General features: G+C 61.5%; 14 protein-coding genes. 13 read left to right on the top strand and 1 reads right to left on the bottom strand.

Annotated elements, in window-relative coordinates; all coding sequences use genetic code 11:
- Nucleotides 1-38: 38 nt before the first annotated feature.
- From HMPREF3138_RS01880 to lpxC, 13 genes are all read left to right on the top strand, one after another.
- A complete protein-coding gene (locus HMPREF3138_RS01880; protein ID WP_004932790.1) occupies nucleotides 39-1,802 on the top strand; it encodes a peptidoglycan glycosyltransferase FtsI in 1,764 nt (587 codons plus the stop codon).
- Nucleotides 1,789-3,276 carry a UDP-N-acetylmuramoyl-L-alanyl-D-glutamate--2,6-diaminopimelate ligase gene (gene murE, locus HMPREF3138_RS01875; protein ID WP_038873471.1) on the top strand — a complete coding sequence of 496 codons (1,488 nt, stop codon included), beginning with the start codon at nucleotides 1,789-1,791 and terminating at the stop codon, nucleotides 3,274-3,276. The genes HMPREF3138_RS01880 and murE overlap by 14 nt, the downstream gene beginning before the upstream one ends.
- Entirely contained in the window at nucleotides 3,273-4,634 is a 1,362-nt protein-coding gene (murF, locus tag HMPREF3138_RS01870) for a UDP-N-acetylmuramoyl-tripeptide--D-alanyl-D-alanine ligase (protein ID WP_038873474.1), read from the top strand. Before murE ends, murF begins: the two co-directional genes overlap by 4 nt.
- The gene (mraY, locus tag HMPREF3138_RS01865; RefSeq protein ID WP_004932782.1) at nucleotides 4,628-5,710 is read left to right on the top strand and encodes a phospho-N-acetylmuramoyl-pentapeptide-transferase; all 1,083 of its coding nucleotides are present in this window, start codon (nucleotides 4,628-4,630) and stop codon (nucleotides 5,708-5,710) included. Before murF ends, mraY begins: the two co-directional genes overlap by 7 nt.
- Before the next feature lie 2 nt (nucleotides 5,711-5,712).
- The gene (gene murD / locus HMPREF3138_RS01860) at nucleotides 5,713-7,032 is read left to right on the top strand and encodes a UDP-N-acetylmuramoyl-L-alanine--D-glutamate ligase (RefSeq protein ID WP_038873478.1); all 1,320 of its coding nucleotides are present in this window, start codon (nucleotides 5,713-5,715) and stop codon (nucleotides 7,030-7,032) included.
- Nucleotides 7,029-8,231, top strand: a complete 1,203-nt coding sequence (gene ftsW / locus HMPREF3138_RS01855) for a cell division protein FtsW (RefSeq protein WP_038873480.1) — start codon at nucleotides 7,029-7,031, stop codon at nucleotides 8,229-8,231. Before murD ends, ftsW begins: the two co-directional genes overlap by 4 nt.
- A gap of 3 nt (nucleotides 8,232-8,234) precedes the next feature.
- Nucleotides 8,235-9,299, top strand: coding sequence for an undecaprenyldiphospho-muramoylpentapeptide beta-N-acetylglucosaminyltransferase (murG, locus tag HMPREF3138_RS01850; RefSeq protein ID WP_004932773.1), 1,065 nt, complete (start codon nucleotides 8,235-8,237; stop codon nucleotides 9,297-9,299).
- A gap of 84 nt (nucleotides 9,300-9,383) precedes the next feature.
- The gene (murC, locus tag HMPREF3138_RS01845) at nucleotides 9,384-10,859 is read left to right on the top strand and encodes a UDP-N-acetylmuramate--L-alanine ligase (RefSeq protein WP_038873483.1); all 1,476 of its coding nucleotides are present in this window, start codon (nucleotides 9,384-9,386) and stop codon (nucleotides 10,857-10,859) included.
- The gene (locus tag HMPREF3138_RS01840) at nucleotides 10,852-11,772 is read left to right on the top strand and encodes a D-alanine--D-alanine ligase (RefSeq protein WP_038873486.1); all 921 of its coding nucleotides are present in this window, start codon (nucleotides 10,852-10,854) and stop codon (nucleotides 11,770-11,772) included. Before murC ends, HMPREF3138_RS01840 begins: the two co-directional genes overlap by 8 nt.
- 1 nt (nucleotide 11,773) lies before the next feature.
- The gene (gene ftsQ, locus HMPREF3138_RS01835) at nucleotides 11,774-12,625 is read left to right on the top strand and encodes a cell division protein FtsQ (protein ID WP_004932761.1); all 852 of its coding nucleotides are present in this window, start codon (nucleotides 11,774-11,776) and stop codon (nucleotides 12,623-12,625) included.
- Complete coding sequence (gene ftsA, locus HMPREF3138_RS01830) at nucleotides 12,622-13,878, top strand: cell division protein FtsA (RefSeq protein ID WP_070558772.1); 1,257 nt, start codon at nucleotides 12,622-12,624, stop codon at nucleotides 13,876-13,878. Before ftsQ ends, ftsA begins: the two co-directional genes overlap by 4 nt.
- A gap of 74 nt (nucleotides 13,879-13,952) precedes the next feature.
- On the top strand, nucleotides 13,953-15,107 hold the full coding sequence (gene ftsZ / locus HMPREF3138_RS01825; RefSeq protein ID WP_004932757.1) for a cell division protein FtsZ: 1,155 nt from the start codon (nucleotides 13,953-13,955) through the stop codon (nucleotides 15,105-15,107).
- Nucleotides 15,108-15,210: 103 nt separating this feature from the next.
- A complete protein-coding gene (gene lpxC / locus HMPREF3138_RS01820) occupies nucleotides 15,211-16,128 on the top strand; it encodes a UDP-3-O-acyl-N-acetylglucosamine deacetylase (RefSeq protein ID WP_025159644.1) in 918 nt (305 codons plus the stop codon).
- Between the two features lie 104 nt (nucleotides 16,129-16,232).
- Here lpxC and HMPREF3138_RS01815 read toward each other — a convergent pair whose 3' ends face one another.
- The gene (locus HMPREF3138_RS01815) at nucleotides 16,233-16,748 is read right to left on the bottom strand and encodes a DUF721 domain-containing protein (RefSeq protein ID WP_033637110.1); all 516 of its coding nucleotides are present in this window, start codon (nucleotides 16,746-16,748) and stop codon (nucleotides 16,233-16,235) included.
- Between the last annotated feature and the right edge of the window lie 4 nt (nucleotides 16,749-16,752).

The following is a 16,752-nucleotide window of genomic DNA, read 5'->3' as shown; positions in this document are numbered from 1 at the left end:
TTTAACCGGAATAATGACACGGAGTAGAAAGGAAACGCATGAAAGCAGCGCGCCCCGGTAAGTTGAGACGCCAGGAAGATCAGGCCAGCTTTGTCAGCTGGCGTTTTGCGTTGCTGTGCGGCTGCATTTTGCTGGCGATGGTCGGCCTGATGCTGCGCGTTGCGTACCTGCAGGTTATCAATCCCGATCGTCTGGTGAAAGAAGGCGACATGCGTTCGCTGCGCGTGCAGGAAGTGCCGACCGCGCGCGGCATGATCAGCGATCGCGCCGGCCGTCCGTTGGCGGTCAGCGTGCCGGTCAATGCGGTGTGGGCGGATCCGAAAGAGCTGAACGAGCGCGGCGGCATCACGCTGGACAGCCGTTGGAAAGCGCTTTCCGATGCGCTGAACATCCCGCTGGACCAACTCTCCAACCGCATCAACGCCAACCCGAAAGGGCGCTTCGTTTATCTGGCGCGCCAGGTGAACCCGGCGATCGGCGACTACATCCACAAGCTCAAGCTGCCGGGGATCTACCTGCGGCAGGAGTCGCGCCGGTACTACCCGGCGGGGCAGGTAACGTCGCACATCATCGGCGTAACCAACATCGACGGACAAGGTATCGAAGGCGTCGAGAAGAGTTTCGACCGCTGGCTGACCGGGCAACCGGGCGAGAGAACGGTGCGTAAGGACCGCTTCGGCCGGGTGATCGAAGATATCTCCTCCGTCGACAGCCAGGCGGCGCACAACCTGGTACTGAGCGTCGATGAACGGCTGCAGGCGCTGGTGTATCGCGAGCTGAACAACGCCGTGGCGTTCAACAAGGCCGAATCGGGCACTGCGGTGCTGATCGACGTGAACACCGGCGAAGTGCTGGCGATGGCCAACAGCCCGTCTTACAACCCGAACAACATGGCCGGTACGCCGAAAGAGACCATGCGTAACCGTGCTATCACCGATATTTTTGAACCCGGTTCAACCGTGAAGCCGATGGTGGTGATGACCGCGCTGCAAAACGGCGTGGTCAGAGAAAACAGCGTGTTGAACACCATCCCGTACCGCATTCAGGGCCACGAGATCAAAGACGTGGCGCGGTACTCGGAGCTGTCATTGACCGGGATCTTGCAGAAGTCGAGTAACGTCGGTGTTTCAAAGCTGGCGTTAGCGATGCCGTCCTCAGCGTTAGTAGATACTTACTCTCGTTTTGGGCTGGGAAAAGCGACCAATTTGGGGCTGGTCGGAGAAAGCAGTGGCATATACCCAAAAAAACAACGGTGGTCTGACATAGAGAGGGCCACCTTCTCTTTCGGCTACGGGCTGATGGTAACTCCGTTACAGTTGGCGCGAGTCTATGCAACGATCGGCAGTCTGGGCGTGTATCGCCCATTGTCGATCACCAAGGTTGACCCTCCGGTCGCCGGCGAACGCGTTTTCCCTGAACCTCTGGTGCGCACCGTGGTGCACATGATGGAAAGCGTGGCCTTGCCGGGCGGCGGCGGCGTGAAAGCCGCCATCAAGGGATACCGTATCGCCATCAAAACCGGTACCGCGAAAAAAGTGGGCCCGGACGGCAAATACGTCAACCGATACATCGCTTATACCGCCGGCGTCGCGCCGGCAAGTAACCCCCGTTTTGCCCTGGTGGTCGTCATCAACGACCCGCAGGGTGGGAAATACTATGGTGGCGCAATCTCCGCGCCGGTGTTCGGCGCCATCATGGGCGGCGTATTGCGCACCATGAACGTCGAGCCTGACGCGTTGCCCACCGGTGACAAAAGCGAATTAGTGATTAACAAGAAAGAGGGTTCAGGTGGCAGATCGTAATTTGCGCGACTTACTCGCCCCATGGGTGCCGACGGCGCCCGGGCGCGCGCTGCGGGAAATGACATTAGACAGCCGTGTGGCGGCTGCCGGGGATCTGTTTGTCGCCGTGGTCGGCCATCAAACGGATGGACGCCGCTATATTCCGCAGGCCATCGCGCAGGGCGTCGCCGCCGTGATCGCCGAAGCTGACGGTCAGGCCGAAGACGGCGCCATTGTTGAGATGCACGGCGTGCCGGTGATCTACCTGAGCCAACTGAACCAGCGCCTTTCCGCGTTGGCCGGGCGTTTTTACCATCAGCCGGGCGAGCGTCTGCGCCTGGTCGGCGTGACCGGCACCAACGGCAAAACCACCACCACGCAGTTGTTGGCGCAGTGGAGCCAACTGCTGGGCGAAACCAGCGCGGTGATGGGCACCGTCGGCAACGGTCTGCTGGGCCAGGTCTGCCCGACCGAGAATACCACCGGTTCTGCGGTGGATGTTCAACACGTATTAAACGACTTGGCGGAACAGGGCGCGACCTTCGCCGCGATGGAAGTCTCATCCCACGGTTTGGTGCAACACCGGGTGGCGGCGCTGCCGTTCGCTGCTGCGGTCTTCACCAACCTGAGCCGCGATCACCTGGATTACCACGGTGACATGGCCAATTACGAAGCGGCCAAATGGTCGCTGTTCGCCGCCCACAATGTGGGGCAGGCGATCATCAACGCCGACGATGAAGTCGGCCAGCGCTGGCTGAGCAAGCTGCCGGATGCGGTGGCGGTGACGATGCAGGGCAACCTGCAGCCGGGCTGCCACGGCCGCTGGCTGAAAACCACGGCGGTCGATTATCACGACAACGGCGCCACGGTTCGGTTCAGCTCCAGCTGGGGCGACGGCGAGATCGAAAGCCGCCTGATGGGCGCTTTCAACGTCAGCAACCTGCTGTTGGCATTGGCGACGTTGCTGTCGCTGGGCTACCCGCTGGAGGCGCTGGTGGAAACCGGCAACCGTCTGCAGCCGGTCTGCGGCCGCATGGAAGTGTTTAACGCGCCGGGCAAACCGACGGTCGTGGTGGATTACGCCCACACGCCGGATGCGCTGGAGAAAGCGCTGGAAGCGGCGCGCCTGCACTGCCAGGGGCAGCTGTGGTGCGTCTTCGGCTGCGGCGGCGATCGCGACAAGGGCAAGCGTCCTCTGATGGGCGGCATCGCTGAGCAGTTCGCCGATCGCGTGGTGATCACCGATGACAACCCGCGAACCGAAGAGCCGCGCGCGATTATCAACGATATCCTGACCGGATTGCTGGATGCCGGGCAAGCGCTGGTGATCCACGGCCGCGCCGAAGCGGTGACCAGCGCCATCATGCAGGCGCAGGAGCAGGATGTGGTGTTGGTGGCGGGCAAAGGCCACGAAGATTATCAGCTGGTGGGCAACCGCCGCCTGGATTACTCCGACCGCACGACGGTCGCCCGACTGCTGGGGGTGCTGGCATGATCCCTGTCTCTCTTCAGACACTGGCTGAGGTATTGAGCGCTGAACCGATCGGCGCCGATTGCCAAATTGTCGAGGTGACGACAGACACCCGCAAGGTGACCGCCGGTTGCCTGTTTGTGGCGCTGAAAGGCGAGCGTTTCGACGCTCACGACTTTGCGGCGGATGCCGTAGCCGCAGGCGCCGGGGCATTGCTGGTCAGTAAGCGCTTATTGGTGGACGTGCCGCAGCTGGTGGTGAAAGACACCCGTCTGGCGCTGGGGCAGCTTGGCGCCTGGGTGCGTCAGCAGGTGCCGGCGCGCGTGGTGGCGCTGACCGGCTCCTCGGGCAAGACATCGGTGAAAGAAATGACCGCCGCCATTCTGCGTGAATGCGGCGAAGTGCTGTATACCGCCGGCAACTTCAATAACGACATCGGCGTGCCGTTGACGCTGTTGCGTCTGGAGCCGCAGCATGATTTTGCCGTGATAGAGCTGGGCGCTAACCACATTGGCGAAATCGCTTACACCACCGCATTGACGCGTCCGCAGACCGCTTTGGTGAACAACCTGGCGGCGGCGCACCTGGAAGGCTTCGGCTCGCTGGCCGGCGTCGCGCAGGCGAAAGGTGAAATCTTTACCGGCCTGCCGGCCGACGGCGTGGCGATCATCAACGCCGATAACAACGACTGGCCGCACTGGCAGAGCATGTTGGGCGGCAAAACCGTCTGGCGCTTCTCGCCGCAGGCTGCCGAAGGCGTGGATTTCTTCGCGGATAACGTGCGGGTGAACGGTGCAGGCACGCAGTTCACGCTGCACAGCCCGTTCGGCACCGCCGAGATCGCGCTGCCGCTGCCGGGGCGCCACAACGTGGCCAATGCGCTGGCGGCGACGGCGCTGGTGATGTCGGTGGGCGCCACCCTCGAAGCGGTGCGTCAGGGGCTGAAACAGTTGCAGGCGGTGCCGGGGCGTCTGTTCCCGGTGGCGCTGGCCGAAGGCAAGCTGCTGCTGGACGACAGCTATAACGCCAACGTCGGGTCGATGACCGCGGCGGCGCAGGTGCTGGCAGAGATGCCGGGCTACCGCGTGATGGTGGTCGGCGATATGGCCGAGCTGGGCGCGGAAGCGGAAGAGTGTCACCGTCAGGTGGGCGAAGCCGCCCGTCTGGCCGGCGTCGACAAAGTGATCAGCGTCGGCGGTTTGAGCCGCGTGCTGAGCGAGGCGTCCGGCAACGGCGAACATTATCAAGACAAGACAGCAGTGATCGCGCGCGTGGCGGAATTACTGTCGGAACATGCGGTCATTACCGTGTTAATCAAAGGTTCACGTAGTGCCGCAATGGAGCAGGTAGTACGCGCGTTACAGGAGAAAGCACCATGTTAGTTTGGCTGGCCGAGCATTTGGTCAAGTATTACTCAGGCTTCAACGTCTTTTCTTATCTGACGTTCCGAGCCATTGTCAGCCTGCTGACCGCGCTGTTCCTGTCGTTGTGGATGGGCCCGCGGGTGATCAAGCGCCTGCAAGAAATGTCCTTCGGCCAGGTGGTGCGTAACGACGGCCCCGAGTCGCACTTCAGCAAGCGTGGCACGCCGACCATGGGCGGCATCATGATCCTGACCTCCATCACCATTTCGGTGCTGATGTGGGCCTACCCGTCCAACCCGTATGTCTGGTGCGTGCTGTTCGTGCTGGTGGGTTACGGCATCGTCGGCTTCGTCGACGACTACCGCAAGGTGGTGCGTAAGGACACCAAAGGGCTGATCGCCCGCTGGAAGTATTTCTGGCAGTCGGTGATTGCGCTGATTGTCGCATTCGCCATGTACGCCGTAGGAAAAGACACGCCAGCCACCGAGCTGGTTGTGCCGTTCTTTAAGGACGTGATGCCGCAGCTGGGCCTGCTGTACATCCTGCTGGCCTATTTCGTGATCGTCGGCACCAGCAACGCGGTCAACCTGACCGACGGCCTGGACGGCCTGGCGATTATGCCGACGGTATTCGTGGCGGCCGGCTTCGCGCTGGTGGCCTGGGCGACCGGTAACATGAACTTCGCCAACTACCTGCATATTCCGTATCTGCGTCATGCCGGTGAGTTGGTGATCGTGTGTACCGCCATCGTCGGCGCCGGCCTCGGGTTCCTGTGGTTCAACACTTACCCGGCCCAGGTGTTTATGGGCGACGTCGGTTCGTTGGCGTTGGGCGGCGCGTTGGGTACCATCGCGGTGCTGCTGCGTCAGGAGTTCTTGTTGGTGATCATGGGCGGCGTATTTGTGGTAGAGACGCTGTCGGTGATCCTGCAGGTGGGATCGTTCAAGCTGCGCGGGCAACGCATTTTCCGCATGGCGCCGATTCACCACCACTATGAATTGAAAGGCTGGCCGGAGCCGCGCGTTATCGTGCGCTTCTGGATCATTTCGCTGATGCTGGTGCTGATTGGCCTGGCAACGCTGAAGGTGCGTTAATCATGGCAGACTATCAGGGTAGAAAAGTCGTCATCATCGGGTTGGGCCTCACCGGCCTGTCCTGCGTCGATTTCTTCATGGCGCGCGGCGTGACGCCGCGCGTGATGGATACCCGTATCGCGCCGCCAGGCTTGGACAAACTGCCTGAAAGCGTGGAGCGCCATCTGGGCGATCTGAATCAGGACTGGCTGCTGGCGGCGGATCTGATCGTTGCCAGCCCGGGCGTCGCGCTGGCGACCCCGGCATTGAGCGCCGCGGCGGATGCCGGCGTGGAAATCGTCGGCGACGTCGAACTGTTCTGCCGTGAAGCGCAGGCGCCGATCGTGGCGATCACCGGCTCCAACGGTAAAAGCACCGTTACCACCCTGGTGGGCGAGATGGCGAAAGCCGCCGGTTGGGCGGTGGGCGTGGGCGGCAATATCGGCCTGCCGGCGCTGAGCCTGCTGCGTCAGGAATGCCAGCTTTACGTGCTGGAGCTGTCCAGCTTCCAACTGGAAACGACGTATAGCCTGCGGGCGGCGGCGGCGACCATCCTGAACGTGACCGAAGATCATATGGATCGCTATCCGTTCGGCCTGCAGCAGTATCGCGGCGCCAAGCTGCGCGTGTATGAAAACGCCGTCGCGTGCGTGGTGAACGCGGACGATGCGCTGACCATGCCGGTGCGCGGCGCCGACGAGCGCTGCGTCAGCTTCGGCGCCGACGTGGGCGACTATCACCTGAACCGTCAGCAGGGGGAAACCTGGCTGCGGGTGCGCGGTGAGAAAGTGCTGAATACGCGCGAGATGAAACTGACCGGCCGCCACAACTACACCAACGCCCTGGCGGCGCTGGCGTTGGCGGATGCGGTCAATATCCCGCGCGCGTCCAGCCTGAAGGCGCTGACCACCTTCACCGGCCTGGCGCACCGCTTCCAGCTGGCCTGGGAGAACAACGGCGTGCGTTGGATCAACGACTCCAAAGCCACCAACGTCGGCAGCACCGAAGCGGCGCTGAACGGCCTGCAGGTAGACGGCACGCTGCATCTGCTGCTGGGCGGCGACGGCAAGTCCGCCGATTTCTCGCCGCTGGCGCGCTACCTGCAGGGCGATAATGTGCGTCTGTATTGCTTTGGCCGCGACGGCGCCCAGCTGGCACAGCTGCGGCCGGAGGTGGCGACGCTGACCGAGACCATGGAGCAGGCGATGCGCACCATCGCCGGCCGCGTACAGCCCGGCGACATGGTATTGCTGTCGCCGGCCTGCGCCAGCCTCGATCAGTTCCGTAATTTTGAAGTGCGCGGCGATGAGTTCGCCCGCCTGGCGCAGGAGCTTGGCGGATGAAACTACGCTTGCCGAACTTCGGGCTGACAGAACGGCTTAAAGACTGGGTGACCGGTGCGCGCGACAACGATGCGGTCAACATGGTGCTCTACGATCGCACCCTGCTTTGGCTGACCTTCGGGTTGGCGATCATCGGCTTCGTGATGGTGACCTCGGCGTCGATGCCGATCGGCCAGCGCCTGGCGGACGATCCGTTCCTGTTCGCCAAACGCGACGCGCTGTACCTCGGCCTGGCGTTCGGCCTGTCGCTGGTGACGCTGCGCGTCCCGATGGAGATTTGGCAGCGCTACAGCAACGTGATGTTGCTGATGTCGATCGTGATGCTGCTGATCGTGCTGGTGGTGGGGAGCTCGGTGAACGGGGCTTCGCGCTGGATCGCGCTCGGCCCGCTGCGTATTCAGCCGGCAGAGCTGTCCAAGCTGTCGCTGTTTTGCTACCTGGCGAGCTATCTGGTGCGCAAGGTGGAAGAGGTGCGCAGCAACTTCTGGGGCTTCTGCAAGCCGATGGGCGTGATGGTGGTGCTGGCGGTGCTGCTGCTGGCGCAGCCGGACCTCGGTACCGTGGTGGTGCTGTTCATCACCACGCTGGCGATGCTGTTCCTGGCCGGCGCGAAAATGTGGCAGTTCCTGGCGATCATCGGTTCCGGCGTGTTCGCCGTGGTGCTGCTGATCATCGCGGAACCATACCGTATGCGCCGCGTGACCTCGTTCTGGAACCCGTGGGCCGATCCGTTCGGCAGCGGCTACCAGCTGACCCAGTCGCTGATGGCGTTCGGTCGCGGCGAGTTCTGGGGGCAGGGGCTCGGCAACTCGGTGCAGAAACTGGAGTATTTGCCGGAAGCGCACACCGACTTCATCTTCTCCATTTTGGGTGAAGAACTGGGCTATATCGGTGTGGTTTTAGCCCTGTTAATGGTATTCTTCGTCGCTTTTCGCGCGATGTCCATCGGGCGCCGCGCGCTGGAGATCGACCAACGCTTTTCCGGCTTCCTGGCCTGCGCGATCGGCGTGTGGTTCAGCTTCCAGGCGCTGGTTAACGTCGGCGCCGCCGCGGGCATGCTGCCGACCAAAGGTCTGACGCTGCCGCTGATCAGTTACGGCGGTTCGAGCTTGCTGATTATGTCGACGGCCATCGTGCTGTTGCTGCGAATTGATTATGAAACGCGCCTGACGAAGGCTCAGGCGTTTGTGAAGAGGTAAGGGATGAGCGGGAAACCTAAGCGTTTAATGGTGATGGCAGGCGGTACCGGCGGGCACGTGTTCCCGGGGCTGGCGGTCGCGCATCATCTGATGGCGCAGGGCTGGCAGGTGCGCTGGCTCGGAACCGCAGACCGAATGGAAGCCGATCTGGTGCCGAAGCACGGGATCGAGATTGATTTTATCCGCATCTCCGGCCTGCGCGGCAAAGGCCTGAAGGCCCAGCTGACTGCGCCGCTGCGGATCTGGCAGGCGGTGCGCCAGGCGAAAGCCATCATGCGCAGCTATCAGCCTGACGTGGTGCTGGGGATGGGGGGGTACGTGTCCGGCCCCGGCGGCCTGGCGGCCTGGCAGTGTGGCATCCCGGTGGTGCTGCACGAACAAAACGGCATCGCCGGCTTGACCAACCGCTGGCTGGCGCGCATCGCCGCCAAAGTGATGCAGGCCTTCCCCGGCGCGTTCCCGAACGCCGAGGTGGTGGGCAACCCGGTACGTACCGACGTGTTGGCGCTGCCGTTGCCGGCGGAGCGGTTGCAGGGGCGCGAAGGCCCGATCCGCGTGCTGGTGATTGGCGGAAGTCAGGGCGCGCGCGTGCTGAATCAGACAGTTCCTGAAGTCGCGGCGCGTTTGGGCGATAGAATTACGCTCTGGCATCAGGTTGGCAAGGGCGCGCTGGAAACGGTGCTGCGCGACTACGAAAGGGTAGGGCAGACGCAGCACAAGGTGACCGAGTTCATCGACGACATGGCCGCCGCCTACGCCTGGGCCGACGTGGTGGTCTGCCGCTCCGGCGCGTTGACCGTCAGCGAAATCGCGGCGGCGGGGCTGCCGGCGATCTTCGTGCCGTTCATGCACAAGGACCGTCAGCAGTACTGGAACGCGCGTCCGCTGGAAGAAGCCGGTGCGGCGAAGATTATCGAACAGCCGCAGTTCAACGCCGATGTGGTGGCCGAACTGCTGGCGAGCTGGGATCGCAAGACGCTGCTGGCCATGGCCGAGAAAGCGCGCGCGGTCGCCATTCCGGATGCCACCGAGCGCGTGGCGGCGGAGCTGGTGCGGCTCGCCAAGTAACGAGTGCAGGGGTTCGGTGCGCCGAACCTGAATAAAAGCAATGTGATGTAGGGCCGGGGTACCGGATCCGGATTAGAGAGAGTGATGAATACACAACAACTGGCGAAACTACGTACTATCGTGCCCGAGATGCGTCGCGTCCGGCACATTCACTTTGTCGGCATCGGTGGCGCCGGCATGGGTGGTATCGCCGAAGTGTTGGCAAACGAAGGGTATCAGATCAGCGGCTCCGATCTGGCGCCGAATCCGGTGACCCAGCAGTTGAGCGCGCTCGGGGCGACGATTTACTTCAATCACCGTCCGGAAAACGTGCTGGATGCGAGCGTGGTGGTGGTTTCTACCGCCATCTCCGCCGACAACCCGGAGATTGTCGCCGCCCGTGAAGCGCGTATCCCGGTGATCCGCCGCGCAGAGATGCTGGCGGAGCTGATGCGTTTTCGCCACGGCATCGCTATCGCCGGCACGCACGGCAAAACCACCACCACGGCGATGGTTTCGAGCATTTACGCCGAAGCCCGCCTGGACCCGACCTTCGTTAACGGCGGGCTGGTGAAGGCGGCGGGGACCCACGCACGACTGGGGTCCAGCCGTTATCTGATCGCGGAAGCGGATGAGAGCGATGCGTCGTTCCTGCATCTGCAGCCGATGGTGGCCGTGGTCACCAACATCGAAGCCGACCATATGGATACCTACCAGGGCGACTTCGAGAATCTGAAGCAGACGTTTATCAATTTCTTGCACAACCTGCCGTTCTACGGCCGTGCGGTGATGTGCATCGACGATCCGGTAGTGCGCGAGCTGTTGCCGCGCGTGGGTCGCCATATCACCACCTACGGCTTCAGTGAAGATGCCGACGTGCGCATCGAAGACTACCGGCAGATTGGGCCGCAGGGGCACTTTACCCTGAGCCGTCAGGACAAACCGTTGCTGACGGTGACGCTGAACGCGCCGGGGCGCCACAATGCGTTGAACGCGGCGGCGGCGGTGGCGGTGGCGACCGAAGAAGGCATCGACGACGAAGATATCCTGCGCGCGCTGGCGGGCTTCCAGGGCACCGGGCGTCGCTTCGATTTCCTCGGCGAGTTCCCGCTGGAGCCGGTCAACGGCAAAGCGGGCAGCGCGATGCTGGTGGACGACTACGGCCACCATCCGACCGAGGTGGACGCCACGCTGAAAGCGGCGCGCGCCGGCTGGCCGGACAAGCGTTTGGTGATGATCTTCCAGCCGCACCGTTATACGCGCACCCGCGATCTGTACGACGATTTCGCCAACGTGCTGTCGCAGGTGGATGTGCTGCTGATGCTCGACGTGTACGCCGCCGGCGAAGCGCCGATCCCGGGCGCGGACAGCCGCTCGCTGTGCCGCACCATCCGCAGCCGCGGCAAGCTGGATCCGATCCTGGTTTCCGATGCCGATACCGTGCCGGAAACCCTGGCGCAGCTGCTGCAGGATGAAGACCTGGTGCTGGTGCAAGGCGCCGGCAACGTGGGCAAAATCGCCCGTAAACTGGCTGAGCTGAAGCTGCAGCCGCCGAAGAAAGAGGAGGTGCACCATGGCTGATAAAGTTGCAGTTCTGCTGGGCGGCACCTCCGCTGAACGTGAAGTCTCCCTGCAATCCGGCGCTGCGGTGCTGGCCGGATTGCGCGAAGCCGGTATCGATGCGCACGGCGTCGATACCCGCGATTTCCCGGTGACCCAGCTGAAAGAGCAGGGGTTCACCAAAGTGTTTATCGCGCTGCATGGCCGCGGCGGCGAGGACGGCACCCTGCAGGGGCTGCTGGAGTTCCTCGAACTGCCTTATACCGGCAGCGGCGTGATGGCCTCGGCGCTGACCATGGACAAATGGCGCACCAAGATGGTGTGGCAGTCGATGGGCTTGCCGGTGGCGCCTTACGTGGCGCTGAATCGCCAGCTGTACCTCGGCGGCGAAAAAGCGGCGCTGCTGGCACGCGTGGCGGAGCTTGGCCTGCCGCTGATCGTCAAGCCGAGCCGTGAAGGCTCCAGCGTCGGCATGAGCAAGGTCACCGAAAGCGGCGCGCTGGAAGCCGCGTTGGAAGAGGCCTTCCGCCATGACGACGACGTATTGGTGGAGAAGTGGCTGAGCGGCCCGGAATATACCGTGGCGATGCTGGGCGACCAGGTGCTGCCGTCGATCCGCATCCAGCCGGCCGGCGTGTTTTACGACTACCAGGCCAAGTACATTTCGGACGACACGCAGTACTTCTGCCCGAGCGGTTTGAGCGCCGAGCAGGAAGCCGAGATGGCGGCGTTGGCGCTGCGTGCCTATCGCGGCCTGGACTGCAGCGGCTGGGGCCGCGTCGACGTGATGCAAGACAGCGATGGCAGCTTCTATCTGCTTGAGGTGAACACCTCTCCGGGCATGACCAGTCATAGCCTGGTGCCGATGGCGGCGCGCCAGTTTGGATTAAGCTTCTCGCAGTTGGTGGCGAGAATTTTGGAGTTGGCCGACTGATATGTCGCAAGCTGCCCTGAATGCGCGCGATCGCGAGGTGGATAACGGCCCGCGCCGCAGCAATGGAACCCAGTTGGCGGGAATGATTTTCCTGCTGATGGTGTTGGGAACGGTCGTGTGGAGCGGTTGGGCGGTGCTTGGCTGGATGAAAGACGCCAGTCGCCTGCCGCTCTCAAGGCTGGTGGTGACCGGCGAACGCCACTACACCACCAACGATGATATTCGTCAGGCGATCCTGGCGCTGGGCGCGCCCGGCACCTTTATGACGCAGGATGTGGACGTCATCCAGCAGCAGATCGAACGTCTGCCGTGGATCAAGCAGGCCAGCGTGCGCAAACAATGGCCGGATGAGCTGAAGATCCATCTGGTGGAGTACGTCCCGGTGGCGCGCTGGAACGATTTGCACATGGTGGACGCCGAAGGCAAAGCGTTCAGCGTGCCGGCGGAGCGGGCGGGTAAACAGAAGTTGCCGCTGCTCTACGGGCCGGAAGGGAGCGAGCAGGATGTGCTGGAAGGCTATCGGGCGATGAGCGCCACGTTGGCGGCCAGCAAATATACGCTGAAAATGGCGGCGATGACCGCGCGCCATTCCTGGCAGCTGGCGCTGGACAACGATGTCCGGCTTGAGCTGGGGCGCGATGACCGCAACGGGCGTTTGCAGCGGTTTATCGAGCTTTACCCGGTATTGCAGCAGCAGGGCCAGGCGGAGAGCAAGCGTGTCAGCTATGTCGATCTGCGCTACGAGTCCGGCGCTTCGGTAGGGTGGGCTCCGGTGTTGGTCGATCCGCAGGCGCTTGGCGGTCAGCAAAACAGTAATCAGCAACAGAATCAGGCACAGGCAAAACAACAATGATCAAGTCGACGGACAGAAAACTGGTAGTTGGACTGGAGATCGGTACTGCAAAAGTCTCCGCGTTGGTAGGGGAAGTTCTGCCCGATGGCATGGTCAACATTATCGGGGTGGGCAGCTGCCCGTCTCGCGGCATGGATAAGGGTGGCGTAAACGACCTGGAGTCGGTGGTGAAGTGCGTACAGCGCGCCATCGATCAGGCCGAGCTGATGGCGGACTGCCAGATCTCCTCGGTGTACCTGGCGCTGTCGGGCAAACACATCAGCTGCCAGAACGAAATCGGCATGGTGCCGATCTCGGAAGAGGAAGTGACGCAGGACGACGTGGAGAACGTGGTGCACACCGCCAAATCGGTGCGCGTGCGCGACGAACACCGCATTCTGCACGTGATTCCTCAGGAATACGCCATCGATTATCAGGAAGGCATCAAAAACCCGGTTGGGCTGTCCGGCGTGCGCATGCAGGCCAAGGTGCATCTGATTACCTGCCATAACGATATGGCGAAGAACATCGTCAAGGCCGTGGAACGTTGCGGCCTGAAAGTTGACCAACTTATTTTCGCCGGTCTGGCCGCGAGCTACGCGGTGCTGACCGAAGATGAACGCGAACTCGGCGTTTGCGTGGTGGATATCGGCGGCGGCACCATGGATATGGCGGTGTACACCGGCGGTGCGCTGCGCCACACCAAAGTGATCCCTTATGCCGGGAACGTGGTCACCAGCGATATCGCCTACGCCTTCGGCACGCCGCCGACCGACGCGGAAGCGATTAAAGTTCGACACGGCTGTGCGCTTGGGTCGATTGTTAGCAAGGATGAGAATGTAGAGGTGCCTAGCGTCGGGGGACGTCCTCCGCGCAGTCTGCAAAGACAGACGCTGGCTGAAGTCATTGAGCCACGCTACACCGAACTGTTGAATCTGGTTAACGATGAAATATTGCAATTGCAGGAGCAACTGCGTCAGCAAGGGGTGAAGCATCATCTGGCAGCCGGTATCGTGCTGACCGGTGGCGCCGCCCAGATTGATGGCCTGGCAGCCTGTGCGCAACGGGTGTTCCACACCCAGGTACGCATCGGCCAACCCTTGAACATCACGGGTCTGACGGATTATGCGCAGGAGCCTTACTACTCTACAGCGGTAGGTCTGCTGCACTATGGAAAAGAGTCTCACCTGAGCGGTGAGACAGAAGGAGAAAAACGCGCCTCGGTGGGCAATTGGTTTAAACGTATCAATAGCTGGCTGAGAAAAGAGTTTTAATGTTTCAACAAAGAGATCATGCTGAGTAATCTTTTTATGATCTCGCAGCGACAGGCACAAAACGGAGAGAAACTATGTTTGAACCAATGGAACTAACCAATGACGCGGTGATTAAAGTCATCGGCGTCGGCGGCGGCGGTGGCAACGCCGTTGAACACATGGTGCGCGAGCGCATCGAAGGTGTTGAATTCTTCGCTGTGAACACGGACGCCCAGGCGCTCCGCAAAACGGCGGTTGGCCAAACCATCCAGATCGGTAGCGGTATTACCAAAGGTCTGGGTGCGGGCGCGAACCCGGAAGTGGGTCGCAATTCAGCGGAAGAAGACCGCGAAGCCCTGCGCGCAGCGCTGGACGGCGCAGACATGGTCTTCATCGCGGCCGGCATGGGCGGCGGCACCGGTACCGGTGCGGCGCCAGTGGTGGCTGAAGTGGCTAAAGATTTGGGTATTCTGACCGTGGCCGTGGTGACCAAGCCTTTCAACTTCGAAGGCAAGAAGCGCATGGCATTCGCGGAGCAGGGTATCGCTGAGCTGTCCAAACATGTGGACTCGCTGATCACCATCCCGAACGACAAGTTGCTGAAAGTTCTGGGTCGCGGCATCTCTCTGCTGGACGCGTTCGGCGCGGCCAACGACGTGCTGAAAGGCGCGGTGCAGGGTATCGCCGAGCTGATCACCCGTCCGGGCCTGATGAACGTCGACTTCGCCGACGTGCGCACCGTGATGTCCGAAATGGGCTACGCGATGATGGGTTCCGGCGTGGCTTGCGGTGAAGACCGTGCCGAAGAAGCGGCCGAAATGGCGATCTCCAGCCCACTGCTGGAAGACATCGACCTGTCCGGCGCGCGCGGCGTGCTGGTCAACATCACCGCCGGCTTCGACCTGCGTCTGGATGAGTTCGAAACCGTGGGTAACACCATCCGTGCGTTCGCGTCCGACAACGCTACCGTGGTTATCGGTACCTCGCTGGATCCGGAAATGAACGACGAACTGCGCGTAACCGTGGTTGCAACCGGTATCGGTATGGACAAACGTCCTGAAATCACCCTGGTGACCAATAAGCAGGCCAGCCAGCCGGTGATGGACCACCGTTATCAGCAGCACGGCATGTCGCCTCTGCCGCAGGAAGTAAAACCTGCCGCCAAGGTGGTCAACGACCAAGCTGCGCAGCCGAATAAAGAGCCCGATTATCTTGATATTCCAGCCTTCCTGCGTAAACAGGCAGACTAAGAATATCCTGAGAATTTGGAATCTCCGCTCTTTGTGCTAAACTGTCCCGCCAGCCATGCTGTATGCTTGGCTGGTAGGATGGATAACATTGCGAGATAAAACGATGATCAAACAAAGGACATTAAAACGTATTGTTCAGGCGACTGGCGTCGGTTTGCATACCGGCAAGAAAGTCACGCTGACAATGCGCCCAGCGCCGGCTAATACCGGGGTCATCTATCGTCGCACTGACTTGAATCCACCGGTTGATTTTCCGGCTGATGCAAAATCCGTGCGTGATACCATGCTCTGTACTTGCCTGGTGAATGAGCATGACGTGCGTATTTCGACCGTTGAGCACCTCAACGCCGCTCTGGCTGGGTTGGGCATCGACAACATCGTCATCGAAGTCGACGCCGCTGAAATCCCAATCATGGACGGCAGCGCCAGTCCGTTCGTGTTCTTGCTGCTGGATGCCGGCATCGAAGAGCTGAACTCGGCGAAGAAATTCCTGCGTCTGAAAGAGACCGTGCGCGTTGAAGATGGCGACAAGTGGGCCGAGCTGTCCCCGCATAACGGGTTCCGCCTGGACTTCACCATCGACTTCAACCACCCGGCTATCGACGCCAGCTCTCAGCGCTATCGTCTTGATTTCTCGGCTGAGTCGTTCGTGCGTCAAATCAGCCGCGCGCGCACCTTCGGGTTTATGCGCGACATCGAATACCTGCAGTCCCGTGGCCTGGCCCTGGGCGGCAGCTTCGACTGCGCCATCGTGGTAGACGACTACCGCGTGCTGAACGAAGACGGCCTGCGTTTCGAAGACGAATTCGTACGTCACAAAATGCTGGACGCCATCGGCGATCTGTTCATGTGCGGCCACAACATCATTGGCGCGTTCACCGCGTACAAGTCTGGCCACGCGCTGAACAACAAACTGCTGCAGGCCGTGCTGGCCAAGCAGGAAGCGTGGGAATACGTGACCTTCCAGGACGAAGCCGAAATGCCGCTGGCATTCAAGGCACCGTCCACCGTATTGGCGTAAGGTCTGAATTCCTCGCCTGCTGCGAATAACGGCAGGCGCATCCCCTGAGAGCCTGAGAATTCAGGCTCGTGATGCGGTCTGGTGTTTTGCAGCTGTGTCGCTGATCACTTATCACGACTGGTTGTGTTGGTACCCTCTCCGGCCAATGCAGCCAGCCGTTCCAATATCTTGCGCAGTTTCTCCGGGCTACGGCTCGCCAATCCTCTCAGTTCTTCCGCACTCTCCAGACTCAAATGCCGCATCGGCACGGGTTTTTCCGGCGCTTTCTCTGCGTTTTGCACCTGGTGGCTGCCTTTCGCCATCAAGGCCGGATTAATCCTGATGTCGATCGACGACAATGATGGTAGAATTTGCGCTCGTAGTGCAGACAGCAAAGCGGGTTGTTCGTAGCGCAAGCGCATCATCCAACTGGCATTTGCCGTTTCGAGCACTAAAATACCCTGTCGGAAATTCGCGACGCGGCACCAGGGATGCAGGGGAGCAGGCAACAGGCCCTTCACTGCACGGTTAAGCTTGAGCAGCGCCACCGCGCGTTGCTGGACGTTATGCAGCGGCCCTTTGCTGCCGGCAGACGCGTCGTCGAACAGGACATCTAATAATTGTGGACGGCTATCGCGCATAATG

The organism is Serratia sp. HMSC15F11, from assembly GCF_001808215.1.
GTDB classification, from domain to species: Bacteria; Pseudomonadota; Gammaproteobacteria; order Enterobacterales; family Enterobacteriaceae; genus Serratia; species Serratia nevei.
Note: the sequence above shows the minus strand (reverse complement) of the source record. Positions and strands in the feature narration are given on the sequence as shown.